Here is a 16,660-nt window from a genome sequence, read left to right on the forward strand (position 1 = left end):
TTCAAATACCATAAAGTATTGGTAACTTCTAGAACATCTATCTTATTTCAAGCCTGAACGTTCATATTCTTTTAGAAACTGTTCAATCTCTTCTTTACTTTGTAAGATAAATACTTCTCGATTAGAATCTAGTTTGAGAAACTCCTTAAACCTGTCTCTCATTACTTTTTTCCGTCGATGGTAGGTAGTAATAATAAACTTCAAAAACTTGAAATCGATTTTTTCCTCACACCCTTCACGCATATCAGGTCTGGTTTTCCCACTATTTATCATCCTTCTTTTCATTACACGGTATAAACAAATAACAAGGGGTAGCTCCAAATAGATAATTGTATCTGCTTTCTGTGATCGTATATCATATGTACTATTATAATTTCCATCAATGACCCATTGATTATTTTGTACGATTTCCTGCTGCTTTGCTCTAAATTCTTCAAAGGGAGCTTCTACCCAATTCGGTTTCCAGAAAAGAGTATCTAAATGATATACATCTAGTTGAAGCGCTTCCCCTAATCTTCTAGCAAAAGTAGACTTTCCTACACCGGCAGACACGCCCATTACCATAATTCTGTTCATGACAATCCCCCCTAATCTCTCATCATATAAGCCAATATATCATTCTATCATCTATTGGGAGCTTCAACAAAGTTGTAACGAATATAGCAGTATTTACGTCAAAACATAAGTTGATTTACTATGTATTTACTTTTACTATTATTTACAATTTAGCTGGTTAATATTTTTTATCCTTTTATTGACTCCGACATTTCTATGATTTGATATATGAAAAATAATAAAATAGGAGCTACAGTGTATAACTTTTTTCATACATATAGTTTATCTGTAATCATCATAATTTCTGGTTTTCTTTTTAAAAGCTCCCCGCTGTTAATGATAGGATTAATCTGGACAGCTCACATCGGAATGGACAGAATGCTCGGATACGGATTAAAATATTCATCTCATTTTAAAAATACGCACCTCCACCGAGTTTAGGTGGAGGTGTTTTTTTTGATCTGCTACGAACCAAAACGTGAACAATTACATTTTATGTAGTCGTCACCTTAAATGTTTTTGGTATTCATAATCCCGTAATAAAACCCATATTATTAATAAAAAAGAGACAAGATGTGTGGTAAAAAGATATATTGCATACACTTTTCAGAAAAGGAGCACTGAGTATGGGGAAACAATTACTTTGGGCTACATGTCTTTTTACGATAGGTTTTTTATCATATTTTACTATTGAAGTTGTCAGAACCTACCTTACTGATGATGGTGAAACTGTGTTACATAATCAAAATACTAAAATTATTGCAAGGTCACCTATTGGTAATTCATCTTCTACCATCTTTACCTTACGAAACAATGTCTTGAATATTCGCTTACTTAATAATGAAGATACAAAATCATCGATCAAAGAAATGAAAATATATAAGCTTGACGGGTTATCACGGATGGTATACTCAGGAAATGGGGATGAAATTCTTTTAAACGAAGCGTCCTATGTTATCTCGTTACACCCCGGAAGATATACTGTTAGTGTAAGGAATCAATGTATTCATACATATAGTAATTCAGATTGTTCTTATAAATTTGAGTTCGAAGTGACTGTTGACGGTGACTCCATTGAATTAGATCATAATGAAGCAGAATATCGTACCTTTATACACCGACAATTGCGAACTGCATGGGAACTCGAGTTAGAAGGATATACTATCTATGAATTTACTGAATTTAGAGTGGCGTATCATCTTAATAACCTAAAGGCACTCTATAATGAAACTATTATGGTCAACTTAAGTAATGGTGATATTCTTCCTCGTTTATATATAAATGGAACACATGCTTTCTCTTATGTTCTAAGAGGAAATGGATCATTTTCTCTTTATGAATTTCGTTTTTATCCAGGTGATTTGGGTGAACAATGGTATTTAACCAATACAGAACACCTACCACCAGTATGGAATGAACATTAATTATTTTTCCCCAATGAAAAATCCGACAAAAAGTCTACCAACATATGGGCTAATACAGCTTCAACAATTTGTATCAATGCTGTTTTTTCACAACAAATGTTATTGCATTTGTGGATAAAAGTATTTCTTTTTCTCCCCTTTGAATTTCATAGCTTAATGGTTTCACTTTAACAGATAACTCTTCCCAGCCAGAATAAATGGTTTTAAGCTTTTCCATCATCAATTCTGTCGTCAAATTTACTTCTAAAAGTGGGTCTAGCTTCGATCCTGTTGATTTATCCAACTCTTCATAGTTCGAATTAACAATTAAATAATTTATTCCGTTACGTTTCGTACCTTTTACCATGCTTTCTAGTACTCTATCGAATACTACTTCGGACTCAACATGCTCTAGACTGGAAACAGCAATGATATAATTAAACGTATTTTTTGGAATGATATATTCTCCTATATCGCTTTTTATAGGCGCAATTCTATCTTTAACTTCGTATTGTTGACAGTAACTCTCCAATTTCGTTAACGCTGAATCTAAAAAGTCTACACAAACAACCTTCCCTTTCTTCTTTCCTATATGTTGAGCTATAGGTATACTATTTCTACCAACACCACTTCCTAAGTCTAAAACTTGAACATCTTCTCTATCTTCGAAATGTTGCATCATTTCAACAATGGATTGTACTGGTTTAGACAACCAAGAACCAGATTCAAATAGCGTATAATTATCATAACAATATGTATGGTATTTCTTTTCTTCATAACGAATGTGCTCTATCTTATTCAAGGGATTGACCTCCTTTTATTTGCATATTTTCTCTACTATGGAAGGAATCTCACCCAAATTACGAATGCTATAATCCGCTTCACAATCTCCAAAATAGGAATCTACTTTCCAGATCGTTTTCATACCTACGTCCATCGCTGCTCTCATATCATTTTCAGGATGGTCACCAATATAAATACATTCTGATGGAGAAACACCTAACCTCGCCATAGCTCGATGGAAGATTTCTGGATTTGGTTTCTTAACTCCTTCTTTTTCTGAAATTAAAATGGTTTCAAAGAAATCCGCTACTCCAAGAGCTTGTATATTTCTAAGTTGGAACTCTGTCACACCATTTGAGATTATCCCTAATTTATACTTATTTCTAAGCTGTTTCAACATCGATAACAAATGGGGAAAAGGAACACATTGATATTGAAATGAATCGACATAATCATCAAGAAGTTGTTCCCAACTCAACTCATTAATTTTGAATTCCTCAGTCAAATGTTGGTAGACTATGTCTTTCCAAACATATCCATGGTTATCTAATTCAATGAACCTAGAAATATAGTCATCTTTTGGAACAAGTTCAAGATAAGGTATAAAGCGATTATATTGATCTTCAACAAATTTTCTTAATGAAGAATCACGGTCTAGCAGTGTTCCATCTAGGTCAAAGAGGATCGCTTTTATCATTTTTACTCCTCCTTTATAATCATCTTAATAACTTCTGCTCTTGTGTATATTTTCCCTCTTATTTTATTTTGAGGTATGTTTGGCGGGAAGTGAGATCTAAAGTAAACACTTATTTGTTTGTTGTTTTCCTTTTTCGATCAGATAGTAGCTCCTCCTGGAAATTATACACACTTTGTTCCTTACCATCTCAAAAAAATAGATCGACCTAAAGGGCTGTTCTCCCCTTCTAGATCGACCTATTTTAATGACGTTTCACGTTTTACCTTACATCATTTTCATCAGACTTTTGTTTACTTATATCTGATACATCCATTTCTTCCGCGAATTCAGTAATAAAATTTATTCTAGGTTCGACGATAATATTTCCTTTCGTCTCTTCTTTAAGCACATTCTTGGTAACATATTTGTGAAAATATGATTCCCACACCAAAAGAAGTGTTGTTACAAACAAGGAAAGAGAGCCTAGAATAATAAACTCTTCTATAAACACTCCACCAAATATAACTAAGCTTAAAAATGACAAACCAAAGTCGGAAAACATCGCAGATAAATCCCCTAGCTTCGGTAAAATAAACAAATCCACCAAGGTGAATGTAATAACACTGAGAAAAAAACTTATTCCTATGACATCCCAAATTGATACACCATAAAAAATCCCGAAAATAACATACACGATTGTCATTGTGATAAAAAACTTTAGGAAATATGCTTTTAAGTATTCCATTAGTCCGCTCCTTATCATGAAAACTTATCCTCATAATTACCATCGTTAACATGAAGGAACGTAAACATACACTTAATTAATAGTTTTTGAAAATAACTATAAAGGCTCAGTGGAATACTGAACCAATCTTGCCAACTCCCCACAGGAAAGGAGTGGACTGGAGCGAATGGAATATTATCCAACAAAGTTAGTAATACTAGATAAGTTACTCATAATTGAGAACACGTATTTTCAGGGTAGACAGATAAATAACTAACTACATAGATGTATCCTCTTTCCTATGTCGTCCCCCAGACTGGCTACTAGAAAGCTTTTGATAAACATAAGAAATCCCTACCAAGGCTATTCCAAAACAGAAATACGCTAAAATTTTGCTACTCTCTGATAGGAAAGATAGATCAAACAGAATTAACTTCCCTGTCGAAAGGAGTGTGAGTCCTAAACCAAGGCGACGAATGTACACATATTGTCTTTGAAAACCATATAAAATATAACCTATCGCTACAACCAAGAATACGGAGCTAAATACAAAGCCAACATCGCCTAAATGAAGCTGCACAGTTAGAAAAGCAGCGATAACCCCTAGTAAATATACCGCAAGGATAAGAGGGTATAATTCTAAGTTTTTATACTGCTGTTTAATAAATGCAAGAAGTAAATCTCTACCACTGAAAAACACTAACACATGAAATGATATCAACAAACCTAGTGACAAGTAGTCAATCATCGTATTTTCAGATAACGTATATTGTAACGTAGGGATAAACATGGTTACAGCTAACCCAATGAAAGTACCGATTCCATATAACAACAAACAATAATACTTTACTATTTTGTCATAGAACAGTGTTATTTTCGTTAAAATATATGCTAGCCCTATTGTCAGAAAGGATATCATCATCATTTCGTAAAATCCATATAATCCAAAGGAATAAGGTACCCACTTTTCATATAAGAAACGAGCTTCATAGACAATATAGATCCAGAGGTTTCCTAAAGCTAAGTATTTGAAATAATGTATTGCGTTAATACGATAGAATGGAATATCTACAGCACCTTTATTCTTTAACAGCCATGTATAGAAGCTAGCAACTATCATTACCCCTAACGTTATGGAAAAATACTTAAAGTTAAAATTAGATGATAGATACCACATACCGATAACATTTCCATACACTTCGATAAAAAACGCACCTAAACAAAGAGATAAAATCAACCAACCTGCTTTTTCCAGTGCTTTTAGTTTTTTACGATTCGCATAAACCATTAATACGATTGCTTCCACAAGCCATCCTAAAGCAAGATATTCTAAATCAAATTGGAATGGAATGGTTAAAACTGCAAACGTCAGTGCAGTTCCATAAAACAGTACCATTGCCTGTTTTTCCTTTGGCATGACTATTTGTACAAACCTGCCTAAACCAACATAAAGAATGGAGAAAATTACTGCTAGTAACCCTCTTAAATGATCCCAGTTTAAGGAATTGAATAATGAATATAAAATAATGCAGCTTATAAACGTATTGAATCCAAGTAGCATGGTATCCACAGCTTTTAATGAAACTTTATGCTTAAACGAATATCCTAACGTAATAGCTAGATATAGGGTAAACGTGGCGATAGAATATCCCATGCTTACTAAATCACTAGAAGATAACAGAATTAGGATTATCATTGACGGTATGTTGAATAGAAAGCTTATATAATGTACGATACTCCACTGTTTTTGAAAGGAAATCCATAAAATAGAAAGACTTAAAATGAGTAAGTATCCCATTGCTGCGTAGACTGCAGAGTCCTCAAGTCCAAATGCAAACAGGTAGGAGTAAAACGGAAGATAACCCCCGACTAAGCCGAAAGAACATATGGTTTTAGATTCATAACGTAACGAAAGAACTACTGCAGTGGCTGTTACTACCACCGAAAGTAGTAATGCCGGCAAAAGCTCAATAATTTCAAGTAAGAAATAACTAAAGAATATAGAACCGTATAGAACTCCTATTCCTCCCCCAAGAATCCCTAATGCAAAGGTTCGTTTTTCTTTCCGGTAAAACCATTCTCCTCCTGCCAACATGAGGAGGCCAAGAGCAAAAAATATTCCACCTTTAAAATAATCATTAAACCAATTTGCATAGGAATACCTGAACGCTGCACCAACCCCAAGTATAATCAGCAAAATACCAATCTTATTAATCCAATTAAGTCCGATTTTTATTTCCATTTGATTTTGCTTCATTCGCTTTTTCATAACTTCTTCTGTAATTTCTTCTTCAGCAAAAGAATCAAACCGATTCGTAGAATGTTGAAGTAATTCCTTTTCTTTTTTTGCTAATAACTCTTGATGTTCCGCAATCTTATCCTGCAGCTGTCTCGACATCTCCTGTATGTTATGTAGAAATTGTTTTCTATCCGCTTCTAATAGTTTATTTGTTTCATGTATTAAACTCTTCATTTTGCGCTTGGTCTCAGCTTCAAAATATGATAGTCTATTTGTTTGCGCTCCCACTTGGTTCCCGAAGTAGGCTGTTAATTTTTCGTTGGTAACCTTAAGAATAGATAATTTTTCATCCAATATTTGTTCTTGAAGGTTATGTCGTAACTCCTGATTGTCTTTTTCCATTTTCTGTTGTCTTTTTTGAAGGTCCATTATTCTTTTTTTCATCTCTTCATTATTCAATAGAAGCTCTTGATTTTCTTTCAGAAAATCATGTGACTCGTACTCACGAAGAACACTTTCACTCTCTTTTGCTAACTTTTCTTGAGATTCTTGTATTTGCTGTAGTCGTTGCTTAAATTCATCCATATGGTATTCCTCCAAATAGGCCGTATTCCAGTACTTACCTTTGTTTTATCACACCAAAAATAATTGTCAAGTTTTTCCTGAAAGAAAACCATTAAGATTACCAATAATCAAGAAAGAAATATAGGTAGAAAACGAGCCTAAACATAGATAAAGACACTGAAAAAGAGAAAATCTTCCTTTTTCAGTGTCCTCATTACATTTTTCACTCTACAGAAAATTCGATTTCCTGTAAATACTTTGGTCCTTTTATCGGTGTTAACCACACCTCTAACGTATAGTCACCAGCTTCTAGGCCTAATTCATTCAAGTCAATTTCATAAGATAACTTCTCTCCTGGAGATAGTACTTCATCACCCATCATCTGCATGAAACTAGCTAAACTAGAGAATAAGTAAATTTCCTGTCCATCTTTCCTTATTGAGTAATCGTACCTTTGAGAACTTGAGAATTCTAATGTTACTTCTTCTTCTGTTTGATTAATTACTTCATATTTAAAGACTAATGTTCCATCTTCTAGAATACTAGGAACTAATTCCCCTGCAACAATGCCATTTTCTGTATTGCCGTCATCATCATTATTTTCATTCACTTCTCCATTGTTTGATCCTCCGCCACTGCCAGTAGTTAGTCCATCGCCATCCTGCCCCTCATTACTAGTTCCACACCCTGTGAACATAAGTACTGTTACTATTAAAAAGAAAAATATTATTTTTTTCATCTGTATTTCCTCCTTTATATTATGTGCCTTTCATATAATAAGTCGTATGTTTTTTTTATTTTGTTACATATATCAAGAAAAAAGTTTTTTGATTTTCATTAGTTGTTTTAGACAGGAAAAAAACCAACACAATGTGCTGGCTTTACTAATTAATATTTTAACTATGTTTCTCAATAATTGACTTATTAATAGATGTAATAGAATTTTTCCCCACATTCGCTAAACTATTGTCTAGGTCGTCTAATAGATTAGTTAAAACAGAAGTAACTCCTACTTCACCTTGTGCTAGTCCGTACACATAAGGTCGACCAAGTAGTACCCCATCTGCCCCTAAGGCTAATGCCTTTAATACATCTGGTCCTCTTCTAATACCTCCATCGAATAAAACTGCTATTCTTTTGTTAACCACATCAGCTATGGACTCTAAAGCACGCAATGAGCTTCTCACACCATCCAACTGTCGCCCACCATGGTTAGATACAACGATTCCGTCTATCCCATTTGCAATAGCTTGCAACGCATCATCTTTATGCATAATTCCTTTTAACAAAATAGGTAGGGAAGTTTGCTTTCGAAGCCATGCTAGTTTTTCCCACGTGAGATTTTGTTTGAATAATATTTTGCGGATCTCTCCGATAACGGCTTCTTTGTTCAACGTTCCATTAGCATTAAATTTCTGATTAAACACTGGATCACTTACAAAGTTCGCTATCCCTGCTCCAGTCATCATAGGGAAATACTTGTTTTGTAAATCCTTTTCTCGCCAGCCTAACAAAGGTGTATCAACAGTAACAACTATGGCACCATAACCTGATGCTTCTGCTCTTTTTACAAAGCTTGACGCTACTTCATCATCATTGGGCCAATATAATTGAAAGTAACGTGGCGTGTTCCCCATAACCCCACTTATTTCTTCCAACGAATAGGAAGACACGGTACTTGTTATAAATGGGATAGACTGTCCGGCGGCTGCTCGTGCTGAGGCTAGTTCGCCATCTGGATGTACAACCGTTTGAAATCCAACAGGTGCCAACAAAATTGGTGCTGCTAATTTCCTGTTAAGTAGTTCAATAGACAAATTTCTTTTTTCTACGTTTACTAACACTCTAGGAACGAGATCCCACTTCTTAAACTCTTCCACATTTTTTGCTAGTGTTTCTTCGCCACCTGAGCCACTATTTACATAATCGTATGCACCTTTAGGTAGTACTTCTTTTGCAAGCTTCTCCCAATCTTCTACCACAACAGGACTCACTCTTTCTTTCTGTAGATGAATACTCATCATACGTTCCCCCCTCTTACAAGAAGCTTAGTCCTTCTTCACTTTGGCTGCTAAGCGATTTCCTATGGATTGTATCCCTTGAATTAAAATAATCAGTATCACAATTGTTACATACATTATTTCAGGTTCATATCGTAAATGTCCGAAACGGTACGCTACATCTCCTAGACCACCAGCACCAACTAAACCTGCCATCGCAGTTGCACCAATTAAACCAATTACAGCAATCGTTAAACCTAATATGATGGATGGTCTAGCTTCTCGAACCATAACATGCCAGATGATATCTCTCGTTTTAATCCCCATTGCTTCATAGGCTTCTAATACTCCTCGGTCTACTTCAAGTAACGCTGATTCCATTAATCGAGCAATATATGGAGCAGTGTATACAACTAACGGAACAATAACACCCTTTACTCCAATAGAAGTACCAACAATTAATTTTGTAAAAGGTAGTATTGCAAAAAGTAATATAATGAAAGGAATCGATCGAACAATATTAATTACGACATTTAAAGATTGATACACATATTTATTTTCCATGCTCTTATTTGGACGAGTTAAAACAAGCAAAACTCCTAAAGGTAAACCTATTAACACTGCTATCGCCAAAGATATGGAAACCATCTGGAATGTTTCGATAGTGGCCTTCCAAATAACTCCATTCCAACGATCATAAAATTCTAATAATGTCATTTTTTACTCACCTCATTTACTTGTACACCTTCGTTTTGTAAATATGCTAATGCTTTATCTGTTTCCGACTTATCTCCCTGAATATGCGCAGTTAATTTCCCAAAAGGTTTATCTTTCAGCTGTATGATGTTACCAGAAAGAATGTTGGTATGAACATTAAATTTCTTAGATACCATTGATAAAGCTGGTTTATCTGTGGAAGTACCGATAAATGTAAGGTCAATAATCGGTCCTTGCTTTTGCAAATCCTCTAAAATCTCATTAGGAATATCGTTAGGGAACAAGCTATTTACAAATTTCTTTGTTGTACCGTGTTGTGGATTGGAATATAAATCAATAACTGCTCCTTGTTCAACCACTTCTCCATTTTCCATTACTGCTACACGATCACAGATTTTTTGAATAACATGCATTTCATGAGTGATTAATAATATCGTAATGCCAAATTCCTTATTAATCTTTAGTAATAAGTCAAGGATTGAATGAGTTGTTTCTGGATCAAGTGCACTTGTTGCCTCGTCACTTAATAACACTTCAGGTTCATGTGATAAGGCTCTTGCAATTGCCACACGTTGCTTTTGTCCTCCTGATAACTGACTTGGATAAACATGATGTTTTTCTGAAAGTCCTACAATATCTAAATATTTTGTCACACGTTTTGAAATATCGGCTTTAGGTACCCCGGTTAACTTTAGTGGAATCGCAATGTTGTCAAAAACAGTCGCCGTTTTCAGTAGATTAAAACCTTGGAATATCATGCCAATCTTTTGTCTCGTCTCACGAAGTTTGGCTGAGGACATGGCGCTTAAGTTCTCCCCATTCACAAAAACTTCTCCGGATGTAGGTTTCTCCAGTAAATTAACACAGCGTACTAACGTACTTTTACCTGCACCGCTATATCCAATTACGCCAAAAATTTCACCTTTCTTCACTTCAAGGGAAACATCTTTTAAGGCAATAACTTCTTCATTTTTTTTCGAACTGAACGATTTCGATATATTTTTTAACTGAATCATTTCTTTAGCTCCTCACTATAGGAAAGTATCTTATAAACCATAAACTAATATTATTTTAAAATAAAAATAAAACAGAATGTCCCTCATTTTTGAGAGACATTCGACTTTTATTTTTATTACCAAGAAGCAACTACAGAACCTTTAAATGTTTCAGCAATAAATTGCTTTACTTCTTCCGATTGATAAATTTCAATTAATTTTGCTACTACTGCATCGTCTTTGTTTTCTGTTCGAACCGCAATTACATTCACCCATGGAGAATCACTTGGCTCAATGAAAATAGAATCTTCAGTTGGTACAAAACCATGCTCTATTGCAAAGTTTGTGTTAATTGCTGCTGCCGCTAACTCATCTAATTGACGAGGGATTTGAGAAGCTTCTAGTTCAATAAATTCTAATTCAAAAGGATTTTCTACAATATCAAGAGGTGAAGCTGTAACACCAGCGTCTGGATCTAATGTAATAAGTCCAGCTGTTTCAAACAAGATTAAAGCACGAGCTCCGTTTGTTGGATCATTTGGTAAACCAACTTTATCACCAGGTTGAAGCTCAGAAACATCAGATAGCCCTGAAGAGTAAAGACCCATTGGGAAGTTAACTGTTGTAGCTACCTCAACTAAATCTAAATTACGATCAGTTTTGAAATTGTCTAAATACGGAAGGTGTTGGAAGCTGTTTACATCTAGGTCTCCCTCTGCTAACGCAACGTTAGGCATAACATATTCTGTGAAAACTTCAATATTAATCGTTAATCCTTGTTCTGCAGCTACTTCAGCAACTTTTTCCATGATTTGCTCGTGTGGTCCTGCTGTAACCCCAATTGTTAATTCATCTTCTGGTAATTCTTGACCTTGAGATGTTCCCCCACAAGCAGCTAAAACTGCTACTAGTAATGACAATGTGAATAATGTAAGTAATTTTTTCATTTTATTAAACCCCTTTTTGTATAATTATTTTTTTCGTTATATTGGTAATCAGCATTTTATTGCTGTTATTCCTGTTTACCATTCGCTTCTTTTTGTTTTTTCCACTTTTTTAAACTCAAATATTTCCAATAGATAAACTTGGAATTAAACATATCAACTCTTACAAATTACAATCTCTACCCAAGAAATGTTATATAAAAAAACCTCTTCTATAAATATATAAGAAGAGGTTTGATCGCTAAATAAACGACTCTTCTTATCTATCAAGCTATCGCTTGCTGGAGTTGGCACAATGACTGTAAAAGTCTGTTGCCGAGGTTTCAAAGGGCCAGTCCCTCCACCTCTCTTGATAAGAGTGATTTGTATGTGATTGTTTGTTAATTAATCTGACTCTTACTTTACAACATGTATATTTCATCTGTCAAAGGTTTTTTGATAAAATAATATAAAAAGTTTTTGTAAGCGTTTCATATGGAAAACCTTACTATTTACACTACATTTTACTACTCACAGTCGATATAGATCTGTTCTTCTATCAGTAAAAATTGGTATTGTCTTTCTTACTTCATCTACTTCTTCGAGGTCCACATCACCATGAACAATTGTTTCTTCATTTGCAGCTTCCGCTATAATTTGCCCCCACGGGCCGATGATAATAGAATTGCCTCCAAATTCATTATTCGGATCAGAACCCACTCGATTACATCCTACAACGTAACATTGATTTTCTATGGCACGACTAATTAAAAGTGCACGCCAATGGTCAATTCGTGGTTTTGGCCATTCTGCAACAACAAAAAGAACCTTTGTATTATCTAGCATATGGGTGCGAATCCATTCTGGGAAACGAATATCATAACAGATAACTCCGGCACATAACTGATTGTCCAAAGTGAACATTCCATCACTATTTCCTTCTAGTAAAAACTTTTCTTCGTTCATTAGTCGGAATAGATGTGCTTTACTATATTCTTTTTGAAGCTCTCCATTTCGGTTCACTACGAACATTGTATTTGTAACTCCATCCATTGATTCTTTAGCAATAGATCCAGCAACGACATTGACACTATATTTTTTCGCGAGCGATGAGATAAAAGCAAGAGATTTCTCCCCATTTTTATCTGCGATTTCATCTAATCGTGTTAGGTCGTAGCCTGTTGACCATAGTTCTGGGAGGACAATGACATCAGGTTTTCCCGCTTCTACTGCTTGTTGAAATTTTTGTTCGACGTAAGAAAAATTCTTTGTAGGATTACCAAACGAGATATCCATTTGTATTAACGAAATTTTTAATTTCAATTTTCATCACCTTCCTGATTTTATGTTACTCCCCTGAAAATACGTGTATCAGATTAATATGGAATACTAACTTTGTAGCTATATATTCCATTCGCTTCAGTCCACTCCTTTCCGTGGGGAGTTACCGAGCCCTTCCGCGACTATGTCGTAAAGGTGTCTCCCCTATACTTTGCTTCCCACTGGAGTCTTGCTGGTTTGCTCTTATTCCATATACAGTTGACATTACTAATATATCTAATTTAGTATTTTCATCCGTCATGGCGTAAATTTCCACTTACATATTTGTATGTTATGAATTAACTGTGTTTTTGTCTGTTACGATACGTTGCAGTTCTTTCATTGCTTTTTCTACTTGTTTTGGTGTGGAGATGTTCATTAGGTGGATCGATTCGCCTTCTTTTGTAGTTCCTTCTGCAATTTTCTTTATTGCTTCATCCACATTTACTGTTATTCCTAAATCAGCTAGAGTTATAGGTAGCTTCATTTTTTCGTAGTATGGTAATAATTCCTCTATTTCAGTATAATCTTCTTCTAATGCTAATTGTACTAGTATTCCGTAAGCTACTTTATCTCCATGAAGTTGATGGTGTGTTTCTGCAATCATCGTTAACCCATTATGAACAGAATGAGCTCCTGCGATTCGACCATAGCGTTCCCCAAAACCGCCAACCATACCTCCAGCCATGATAATAGTTTCGATTACTTTAATAAACGGAGCTGTTACTATTTTTTTCTGTAAAGCATCCATTGCAGATTGCCCTTCTTCAATAAGCACATCTCGACAAAGCTTTGCTGCATGGAGCGCAATGTCAATTGATAGTGGGCGCTCCTGAAGATTGCGTGCTAATACGTCTGCTTCATACCATTTAGCAATTGTATCTCCAATGCCCGCTCGCAAATAACCTTGTGGTGAATCAATGATAATTCTTGGCTCCACTGCAACAAGTAAAGCGTTTCTTGGGAAAACTTCGTAGTTAACAAAATTCCCTTCCTCATCGTAAAAAACGCTTAACGGTGTCCAAGGTGCACAATTGGATGCTAATGTTGGAATTAGTATATATGAAAGCTGTAACTGATGAGCAACAGCTTTCACTATGTCCATAATTTTTCCGCCGCCAATTCCTACTATGTAATCGCAACCTTCCAATGTTGAAATTTCTACTAGCCTTTGTACTTCTTGCTTCGCACACTCACCATAGTAATGCTCCATTCGCCCTTGTAGCTTTAGTGGCTCCACATATTTTTTAGCAGCTTCCCAGGATTTTGTACCATGAATAAGTAATCCGTGTTGGAATTCTTCTTTTTCTACTATTTCCTTCACTTTTTCTAAAGCACCGTTAAAACAAACATATACATTAGGTGCACCTTGAATTTGTATGGATTCCATTCTTTCACCTCATATTAAGCAATGATAAAAATATGTCACTAGTATATAAAATAGTGAGGGAATATTCTACATACTCAAATTATTCTTCTTTACAATCGCGGTATTAGTCACTATGATTAGTAACTATAATTTATCTAATAACGGAGCGTGAATCTAGTGATATTTGAACCATCCGAATCATTAAAAAGATTACCAGAACAATTCTTTGCAAAGCTTGTAAAAAAAGCACAACAACTTAAAAATGAAGGCCATGATGTTATAAATTTAGGACAAGGAAATCCAGACCTTCCTACCCCACCTCATATCGTGAATGAATTAAAAGAAGCAGCCACAAATGCAGAATATCATAAATATTCCCCTTTTCGTGGTCAAGACTTTTTAAAAGAGGCAATTTGTGAATTTTATAAACGAGAATATGATGTGAATTTAGATCCCGCTACAGAAGTAGCTATTATTTCTGGGGCAAAAACAGGGTTGGTGGAACTAAGTCAGTGCTTATTAAACCCTGATGATGTCGCTTTATTACCAGACCCAGGATATCCAGATTATATGTCTGGAATTGCATTGGCTGATGCGGAAACTGTATTTATGCCACTAACAAAAGAACATGATTTTTTACCTAATTATGATGAACTTTCCGATTCCGCATTAAATCAAGCAAAACTAATGTTTTTAAATTATCCGAATAACCCTACTGCAGCGGTAGCAACGAAAGAATTCTTCGATGAAACAGTGGAGGTTGCAAGGAAGTATAATATTTGTGTTTGTCATGATTTCGCTTATGGAGCAATTGGTTTTGACGGAGAAAAGCCTCGAAGCTTTCTGCAATCGGAGGGTGCAAAAGAAGTTGGGATTGAGATGTACACTCTTTCGAAAACATACAATATGGCAGGGTGGCGTGTTGCTTTTGCAGTTGGAAATGCATCCGTAATTGAAAGTATCAACCTATTACAAGACCATATGTATATGAGTTTGTTCGGTGCCATTCAACAATCAGCAGTAAATGCATTATTAGGGCCTCAAGATGCAGTCCATCAGTTAGTAAAAACATACGAAAAGCGTCGTGATACATTTATCGGTCACTTGCAAAATGCTGGCTGGGATGTACAAGCTCCTAAGGGAACGTTCTTTGCTTGGTTACCTGTTCCAACTGGATATACGTCAGAACAATTTGCAAATCTTTTGCTGGAAAAAGCTCACGTAGTAGCTGCTCCTGGAGTCGGTTTTGGTGAATTCGGTGAGGGTTATGTACGAGTTGGATTTGTGGATGAGGAAGAAAGGTTATTAGAAGCCGCAAAAAGAATCGAACAATTGAATATTTTTGGATGACTATAATAAAAAGGCATGTGACTTACATGCCTTTTTTTATTAGGAAGAATTAAGCTAATCGATTGTAGTTATTTTCCAGCCATCCTTATCTTCTAATTTAATATTCCAATATACAATATAATCAACTCTCACTTCGTCCACGTATGTGAGGATAATTTTATCTCCACTCGTTTCGAAGTTTACTAAATACATAGTTGAAAGTGGTGCCCATTGCACTAAGTTTTCAAAATGAATAGTATATCGACTATCCCTTAAGTTGTCACTCTCGTAAAAATACGTTGCTGCTTCTTCGGCATTCTCACTTTGAAGAAATTTATCAACGGTTGTAATAGCCTTTGCTATTTCCTCGTTTGAAATATGATCTATTCTATGAATCTTTTGTATCCTTTGTAGCTCCTCTTGCAGATTCGTAATTTCTCGTTCTAAAGCTTCCAATTTTTCTCTCTCTATTGTATCTTCATTTGAGCTAGGCTCTTGAAACAATATAATAAAAGTTCCTATAACGAGGAATACTAATACTAAACTTATATAGCTTCTTTTCATTGCAATCTCCTTTGGTAACCCCAAATTATATGTTTAATAAATTTATAATATCAAAATAAGCAGAAGATTTCACAGGTGGTCTACCCTGAAAATGCGTGGGTTCATAGTAGTCAAACTTATCTAGTATTCCTAATATTGTTGTTTTCTATTCCATTCGCTACTGCCCACTCCCTTTCCTGTGGGGAGCTGCCGAGCCACCTTCGTCAATTCCGCCTAAGTACGTGCCCACGTCCTGTGGGCACCGGCGTCATGTCGCCATCCTGGCTCCCGTCTGCTACGGTGTCTCGCCTCTGTTCTGCTTCCCACTGGAGTTCCGTGGGCATTCGCTCATTCCATCGGAATTTGATGTTTCTAAAACATCTAATATCGTATTTTCATTCCCCATGGTGAATAATTTCACTTTCATTAAGTCTACCCTTAAAATACGCGCTGATAATTGGAGGCCTAACTAAAATGAATACTAACTGTACAAGCGTTCCATCTTACACTAGAGAACAGT

16 protein-coding genes, 1 pseudogene and 1 riboswitch are annotated in these 16,660 nt (G+C 35.3%); of the genes and pseudogenes, 3 read left to right on the plus strand and 14 right to left on the minus strand.

All coding sequences use genetic code 11. The annotated features are described in order from the left end of the window. Positions 1-42: 42 nt before the first annotated feature. Positions 43-576 (minus strand): P-loop NTPase family protein, encoded by a 534-nt coding sequence (locus tag ACERII_RS07385; protein ID WP_373641211.1) that lies wholly within the window; start codon positions 574-576, stop codon positions 43-45. A gap of 124 nt (positions 577-700) precedes the next feature. Between ACERII_RS07385 and ACERII_RS07390 the strand changes: the two are divergent. Both ACERII_RS07390 and ACERII_RS07395 read left to right on the plus strand, forming a co-directional pair. Next, positions 701-996 (plus strand): annotated as a pseudogene (locus ACERII_RS07390) (DUF4260 domain-containing protein). A 185-nt stretch (positions 997-1,181) separates the two neighbouring features. Further along, complete coding sequence (locus ACERII_RS07395) at positions 1,182-1,979, plus strand: hypothetical protein (RefSeq protein WP_373641213.1); 798 nt, start codon at positions 1,182-1,184, stop codon at positions 1,977-1,979. Positions 1,980-2,052: 73 nt separating this feature from the next. On the opposite strand, the gene ACERII_RS07400 is transcribed toward ACERII_RS07395, so the two are convergent. The 11 genes from ACERII_RS07400 to ACERII_RS07450 form a co-directional block, all read right to left on the minus strand. Further along, positions 2,053-2,760, minus strand: a complete 708-nt coding sequence (locus ACERII_RS07400; protein WP_373641215.1) for a class I SAM-dependent methyltransferase — start codon at positions 2,758-2,760, stop codon at positions 2,053-2,055. A 15-nt stretch (positions 2,761-2,775) separates the two neighbouring features. After that, complete coding sequence (locus ACERII_RS07405) at positions 2,776-3,438, minus strand: HAD family hydrolase (protein ID WP_373641216.1); 663 nt, start codon at positions 3,436-3,438, stop codon at positions 2,776-2,778. 259 nt (positions 3,439-3,697) lie between these two features. Beyond that, a complete protein-coding gene (locus ACERII_RS07410; RefSeq protein WP_373641218.1) occupies positions 3,698-4,162 on the minus strand; it encodes a DUF2512 family protein in 465 nt (154 codons plus the stop codon). A 256-nt stretch (positions 4,163-4,418) separates the two neighbouring features. Next, on the minus strand, positions 4,419-6,965 hold the full coding sequence (locus ACERII_RS07415) for a DUF2339 domain-containing protein (RefSeq protein WP_373641219.1): 2,547 nt from the start codon (positions 6,963-6,965) through the stop codon (positions 4,419-4,421). A gap of 202 nt (positions 6,966-7,167) precedes the next feature. Further along, positions 7,168-7,683: a BsuPI-related putative proteinase inhibitor gene (locus tag ACERII_RS07420; protein ID WP_373641220.1), complete on the minus strand. Its 516-nt coding sequence runs from the start codon at positions 7,681-7,683 to the stop codon at positions 7,168-7,170. 157 nt (positions 7,684-7,840) lie between these two features. After that, positions 7,841-8,965 (minus strand): alpha-hydroxy-acid oxidizing protein, encoded by a 1,125-nt coding sequence (locus ACERII_RS07425; protein WP_373641221.1) that lies wholly within the window; start codon positions 8,963-8,965, stop codon positions 7,841-7,843. A 27-nt stretch (positions 8,966-8,992) separates the two neighbouring features. Continuing rightward, a complete protein-coding gene (locus ACERII_RS07430) occupies positions 8,993-9,661 on the minus strand; it encodes a methionine ABC transporter permease (protein ID WP_373641222.1) in 669 nt (222 codons plus the stop codon). Beyond that, entirely contained in the window at positions 9,658-10,677 is a 1,020-nt protein-coding gene (locus tag ACERII_RS07435; RefSeq protein WP_373641223.1) for a methionine ABC transporter ATP-binding protein, read from the minus strand. The genes ACERII_RS07430 and ACERII_RS07435 overlap by 4 nt, the downstream gene beginning before the upstream one ends. Before the next feature lie 116 nt (positions 10,678-10,793). Continuing rightward, on the minus strand, positions 10,794-11,603 hold the full coding sequence (locus tag ACERII_RS07440) for a MetQ/NlpA family ABC transporter substrate-binding protein (RefSeq protein ID WP_373641224.1): 810 nt from the start codon (positions 11,601-11,603) through the stop codon (positions 10,794-10,796). Between the two features lie 253 nt (positions 11,604-11,856). After that, positions 11,857-11,959, minus strand: a riboswitch (SAM riboswitch). A gap of 151 nt (positions 11,960-12,110) precedes the next feature. Then, positions 12,111-12,902, minus strand: a complete 792-nt coding sequence (locus tag ACERII_RS07445; RefSeq protein ID WP_373641225.1) for a carbon-nitrogen family hydrolase — start codon at positions 12,900-12,902, stop codon at positions 12,111-12,113. Between the two features lie 289 nt (positions 12,903-13,191). Beyond that, positions 13,192-14,289 (minus strand): iron-containing alcohol dehydrogenase family protein, encoded by a 1,098-nt coding sequence (locus tag ACERII_RS07450; RefSeq protein WP_373641227.1) that lies wholly within the window; start codon positions 14,287-14,289, stop codon positions 13,192-13,194. A gap of 156 nt (positions 14,290-14,445) precedes the next feature. On the opposite strand from ACERII_RS07450, the gene ACERII_RS07455 reads away from it, so the two are divergent. After that, positions 14,446-15,618, plus strand: a complete 1,173-nt coding sequence (locus ACERII_RS07455) for a pyridoxal phosphate-dependent aminotransferase (RefSeq protein ID WP_373641229.1) — start codon at positions 14,446-14,448, stop codon at positions 15,616-15,618. A 54-nt stretch (positions 15,619-15,672) separates the two neighbouring features. On the opposite strand, the gene ACERII_RS07460 is transcribed toward ACERII_RS07455, so the two are convergent. Both ACERII_RS07460 and ACERII_RS07465 read right to left on the minus strand, forming a co-directional pair. Next, positions 15,673-16,161, minus strand: a complete 489-nt coding sequence (locus tag ACERII_RS07460) for a hypothetical protein (RefSeq protein ID WP_373641231.1) — start codon at positions 16,159-16,161, stop codon at positions 15,673-15,675. 274 nt (positions 16,162-16,435) lie between these two features. Further along, on the minus strand, positions 16,436-16,567 hold the full coding sequence (locus ACERII_RS07465) for a hypothetical protein (RefSeq protein WP_373641232.1): 132 nt from the start codon (positions 16,565-16,567) through the stop codon (positions 16,436-16,438). Between the last annotated feature and the right edge of the window lie 93 nt (positions 16,568-16,660).

This window comes from Evansella sp. AB-rgal1 (assembly GCF_041820985.1).
In the GTDB taxonomy this organism is placed as follows: domain Bacteria; phylum Bacillota; class Bacilli; order Bacillales; family Salisediminibacteriaceae; genus Evansella.

Excerpts from the sequence above, each read along its gene's own strand:
- ACERII_RS07415 (WP_373641219.1), bottom strand. The coding sequence starts at position 6,965 with ATGGATGAATTTAAGCAACGACTACAGCAAATACAAGAATCTCAAGAA.
- ACERII_RS07465 (WP_373641232.1), bottom strand. The coding sequence starts at position 16,567 with ATGAAAGTGAAATTATTCACCATGGGGAATGAAAATACGATATTAGAT.
- ACERII_RS07410 (WP_373641218.1), bottom strand. The coding sequence starts at position 4,162 with ATGGAATACTTAAAAGCATATTTCCTAAAGTTTTTTATCACAATGACA.
- ACERII_RS07440 (WP_373641224.1), bottom strand. The coding sequence starts at position 11,603 with ATGAAAAAATTACTTACATTATTCACATTGTCATTACTAGTAGCAGTT.
- ACERII_RS07430 (WP_373641222.1), bottom strand. The coding sequence starts at position 9,661 with ATGACATTATTAGAATTTTATGATCGTTGGAATGGAGTTATTTGGAAG.
- ACERII_RS07435 (WP_373641223.1), bottom strand. The coding sequence starts at position 10,677 with ATGATTCAGTTAAAAAATATATCGAAATCGTTCAGTTCGAAAAAAAAT.
- ACERII_RS07420 (WP_373641220.1), bottom strand. The coding sequence starts at position 7,683 with ATGAAAAAAATAATATTTTTCTTTTTAATAGTAACAGTACTTATGTTC.
- ACERII_RS07405 (WP_373641216.1), bottom strand. The coding sequence starts at position 3,438 with ATGATAAAAGCGATCCTCTTTGACCTAGATGGAACACTGCTAGACCGT.
- ACERII_RS07460 (WP_373641231.1), bottom strand. The coding sequence starts at position 16,161 with ATGAAAAGAAGCTATATAAGTTTAGTATTAGTATTCCTCGTTATAGGA.
- ACERII_RS07385 (WP_373641211.1), bottom strand. The coding sequence starts at position 576 with ATGAACAGAATTATGGTAATGGGCGTGTCTGCCGGTGTAGGAAAGTCT.
- ACERII_RS07450 (WP_373641227.1), bottom strand. The coding sequence starts at position 14,289 with ATGGAATCCATACAAATTCAAGGTGCACCTAATGTATATGTTTGTTTT.
- ACERII_RS07425 (WP_373641221.1), bottom strand. The coding sequence starts at position 8,965 with ATGAGTATTCATCTACAGAAAGAAAGAGTGAGTCCTGTTGTGGTAGAA.
- ACERII_RS07395 (WP_373641213.1), top strand. The coding sequence starts at position 1,182 with ATGGGGAAACAATTACTTTGGGCTACATGTCTTTTTACGATAGGTTTT.